The sequence below is a fragment of the candidate division KSB1 bacterium genome (assembly GCA_022566355.1).
Lineage (GTDB): Bacteria > Zhuqueibacterota > JdFR-76 > JdFR-76 > DREG01 > JADFJB01.
Map to the genome: position 1 here is coordinate 1 of JADFJB010000208.1, position 3,708 is coordinate 3,708.

Here is a 3,708-nt window from a genome sequence, read left to right on the forward strand (position 1 = left end):
TCTCACCTAAATTAAAGCAAAGTTGATTTATTAAACCAACACCAGCACTCTAACTATTTGGATTGTGTTTAGTTAAAGTGTCGTTTAAAATTGTCTTACATTTCGAATAATCTATTTCAGCATTGTTTATATTATCAATAAAATCATTCTTTATTCCGTCTTTATATTTTTTTGGCCAATTATCAAAATAGATCTCTATCATCATTTGAGATACAACGGGTAAAAGAAAGTTTTGAAATTTTATTCTTTTTTTCTGACCTAATTTTGAAAATGCAATTCTGTTTATAATGTGAAGGATAAAATATGTGAATTCGCTTAAAACTTGAAACCGCTTCAAATGATATTCTTTTGAATTATTATTAGATAATTCTTTGAATTCATTTTTAAATAATTCAGTTCCTGTATGATAGAATTCTAGTATTTTACTAGAAAGTAAAATTATTTCTGGATTTTTCTTCCACATATTTAAATAACCTTATCACATTGCTAAACTTTTAAAAGGTATAGTGGCCCCGGCATTTGGCGCCGAACATGAGGGCGAAACCCCTCAGGGGAGGTCGCCCGTTCATACCGTTGTTATGCCGAATTAATTCCTTCATAAGTTGATTTCTTCAAACGAGAGTCCATAGGTAATATTTGATCGGTTAGCCCGCTTAACCACAGCTGTTGATTCATGTAATCGTAACTCATTCAATAATGCTTCAACATTCGCATCGTTTGCTAAAGCACCGACTATCACCTCTCCAACGGCATCAGCACCAAATGTATAGGTACGACCAACATGACCCATAAAGATTAATCGAAGTTCATTTTCATATTCCCAATCCAGAGGTTTTGTATAGAATGTTTCTTTCATTTCTTGGCGCTCCTCCTCTGTCATTTTGTTAATCCCAATGTCAACGGTCATAACAGGAATTTCTGAGCTATAATTGATTTCGTGAAGCATCATCAATCGGGATGACTTGCAGAGCTCAGTCTGATGAAGTCCGATATGCTTAGTCCGCAAGCCAATACATAATCCGGAATGGCCAGCCGCATAGTGTGCCCACATTGGCATAGACGCGTATTCCTTTGTGAGCGAAAGTATACCTACATTTTCATGCTGAACATGAATCACATCATCATATATTGACGGGTCTTTTGCTTTAATCAAAGCACTCCTTTTCTTAGCGAGTTCTACCATCTCCTGAATAGTAGTTTGGTCTGCGTCGGGAAAATGCTGTTTGGTTTTAAGTTCAATGTATTGGACCAGTTCAGCCCCTTTCAAATTTTCCAATTTTGAAACGGGATTAAAATGACATTCAAACAAGTCATTTAGCGCCTTGGCACTTGAAAAATATGCTTCTCCACTCACAGCTAAAGAAACACCATAACCAAATTCATCGAAGGGTTTATATTTGTAAAGATGCTCCGGCAGAATGTCGAGGTTATCTTCAATTGGATTCATAATACCATCTAATTACATTAAATAATACTATTCGATATAACATAGTTTATCAAACCTAATTATTTACGTTAACCGGACAATATATTGTCCAATAAAAACAATAATTCATGTTACTTAGGCAATTGAAAATAATCAATCTAAATATCATAAATGTTTATTGGCCATGGCATAACCGGCACGAATGCCGATAGAATGTTCCGTGCTGTCTAAATACTCTTCTATTCATATTCTTTAGGAAATTTTCTCATCTTCGTTGCTTGCTCAAAAGCAAAACCCATTTTCAAAAGTTTATCTTCCTCAAACGGTCTGGCTATAAATGTAAGACCACTTGGTTCGCCATTTTCCTTGTAACCCATCGGCACTGTTAGGCATGGGTATTTAGCAGCGGCAGCATAGCCAGCATTCCGGTTATTGATGGACAAGATAGCGTCCAATCGATGTTTTACCATAGGTTCTTCAAAAAACCTTACTCCCTCTTCATGAAGTCGTATTTTTAATTCAACCAAGTCTTCCGGGCTCATATCTACTGCCAGGATTCCTTCAAAACGTGCTTGTCCATAGGGAATTCTTATTAAAGTATCTTGCTCATTATAAGCCACAATGTCGGCAACGGAACGGAATGTCACTTCCTCAGCTGCATATTCGCTAAAATAATTTGGCAGATCAATTTTCATATCAGCGCTTAGTAGAGTGCCGAACCCTTCAAAATTTAATTTTGCCGGTTCAAATTCTACGGCAATGCCGCCAAACGACACTATTTTTTCTATGGTCTGCGTATAAATTGAATCCTTCAATAAGCTTTTGTTAACCCCAAACCGGTATCCATTCAGGGTTCCGGATCTTAAATCTTGCCAGTATTTTTTATTCTTAGGATTGTTTTTAGTTGCCGGATCGGCGCTGTCTTCACCACTCATGGCAGAAAGCAGAATGGCATTATCGATCACATTTCTTGTCATGGGACCAGGTGTATCCAAAGTGCTGGATATAGGAACAATGCCACCCCGACTTAATAAACCAACGGTTGGTTTGAGTCCGACAAGAGAGCTTTTACTTGAAGGCGAAAGGATTGATCCTGAAGTTTCAGTGCCTACTGCCGCGGCGGCATAATTGGCTGCCATGGCGACGCCACTGCCGGAACTTGAGCCGCCTGTATCAATAATTTTACGGCCATAGGCATTTAGCGTTTGGCCGCCCACAGCACTGTAGCCATTAGGGCAACCGCGACAGAGAAAATTGGCCCATTCACTGAGGTTCGTTTTTCCTAGAATTATACCTCCTTTTTCCTTTATTCTATCTACAATAAATGCATTTGATGTTCTATTATTTCTTAGGGCATGTGTCCCGGCCGTGGTCGGCAAACCTGCCATATTAATATTGTCCTTTAGGAGGATGGGCATGCCGTAGATCGGATGATCCATAGCCGATCTGTTTTTGTCTCTTTTCCGAGCTTCCTTAACGGCATCGGGGTTAATGTCAATGATTGCGTTTAGTGATTTGTCTTTGTCATTTTCATATTTTACGATTCTGTAGAGATACCATTGCGTGAGTTTTCCATAAGTAAGATCACCAGATTGGACATGCGACTGGATGGTCGGAATGTCTTGTTCGAAGATTAGAGGCTTTAGTGTTTGATAATCTTCTTCTGAAAAATAGGTTATTTGATCAGATACATTTTTCCATATTTCATTTTTATCCAGGATTCTTGATTGAATAAGTTTGTATTGCATTTTTCGGGATTCATGATCTGCATTTTTGGCCAATTCTTCAGATTCATCGTAAGGTACCCAGGCAGGAATGACTGTCTTTGGTCGTTGCTCGCAAGCCAGTGCAAAAAGTATTAAAAAGAAGATTCCATTTTTCATAAGGCTATATGTTTTTTGTGTTACCATCTTATACTCCTCAATTGAGTTAGGTTGTTTTATTTTAATTTGTTAATGATAACCGGATTTTATTATGGTTCATATTGCGGTTTGGCTATGCCCAGTAAGGGATTTTATAGCACTTCTGTTTCAGTTTGTTTTAATGTTCATTTCTTGTATTTCACTTTCAATTTTCCACTAAAACCCTTATTGGGTATAGCCTTTGTTATCAACTGGCCTTTTGTTTTGGTTAATGTCATGTCAGATATATATCACGCTGATTTTAACCAACTTTTAAAATATTCATTTTAAAATCTTCTGGATTAATATTATACCAGTTTTCTGGTAATTTTTCTGAAAAAACAATATGAAAAGCTCTTTCAAATAGTTCATCGAAAGTTA

General features: G+C 37.2%; 3 protein-coding genes. All 3 read right to left on the bottom strand.

Annotated elements, in window-relative coordinates; genetic code table 11:
- Positions 1-49: 49 nt before the first annotated feature.
- The 3 genes from IIC38_20225 to IIC38_20235 all read right to left on the bottom strand — a co-directional run bounded on the left by IIC38_20225 (position 50) and on the right by IIC38_20235 (position 3,309).
- Complete coding sequence (locus IIC38_20225) at positions 50-463, bottom strand: hypothetical protein (GenBank protein ID MCH8128248.1); 414 nt, start codon at positions 461-463, stop codon at positions 50-52.
- 132 nt (positions 464-595) lie between these two features.
- Entirely contained in the window at positions 596-1,447 is an 852-nt protein-coding gene (locus IIC38_20230; GenBank protein MCH8128249.1) for a DUF2971 domain-containing protein, read from the bottom strand.
- A gap of 218 nt (positions 1,448-1,665) precedes the next feature.
- A complete protein-coding gene (locus IIC38_20235) occupies positions 1,666-3,309 on the bottom strand; it encodes an amidase (GenBank protein MCH8128250.1) in 1,644 nt (547 codons plus the stop codon).
- Between the last annotated feature and the right edge of the window lie 399 nt (positions 3,310-3,708).

Coding starts and splice junctions, on each gene's coding strand:
- IIC38_20225 (MCH8128248.1), bottom strand. CDS start 463: ATGTGGAAGAAAAATCCAGAAATAATTTTACTTTCTAGTAAAATACTA.
- IIC38_20235 (MCH8128250.1), bottom strand. CDS start 3,309: ATGAAAAATGGAATCTTCTTTTTAATACTTTTTGCACTGGCTTGCGAG.
- IIC38_20230 (MCH8128249.1), bottom strand. CDS start 1,447: ATGAATCCAATTGAAGATAACCTCGACATTCTGCCGGAGCATCTTTAC.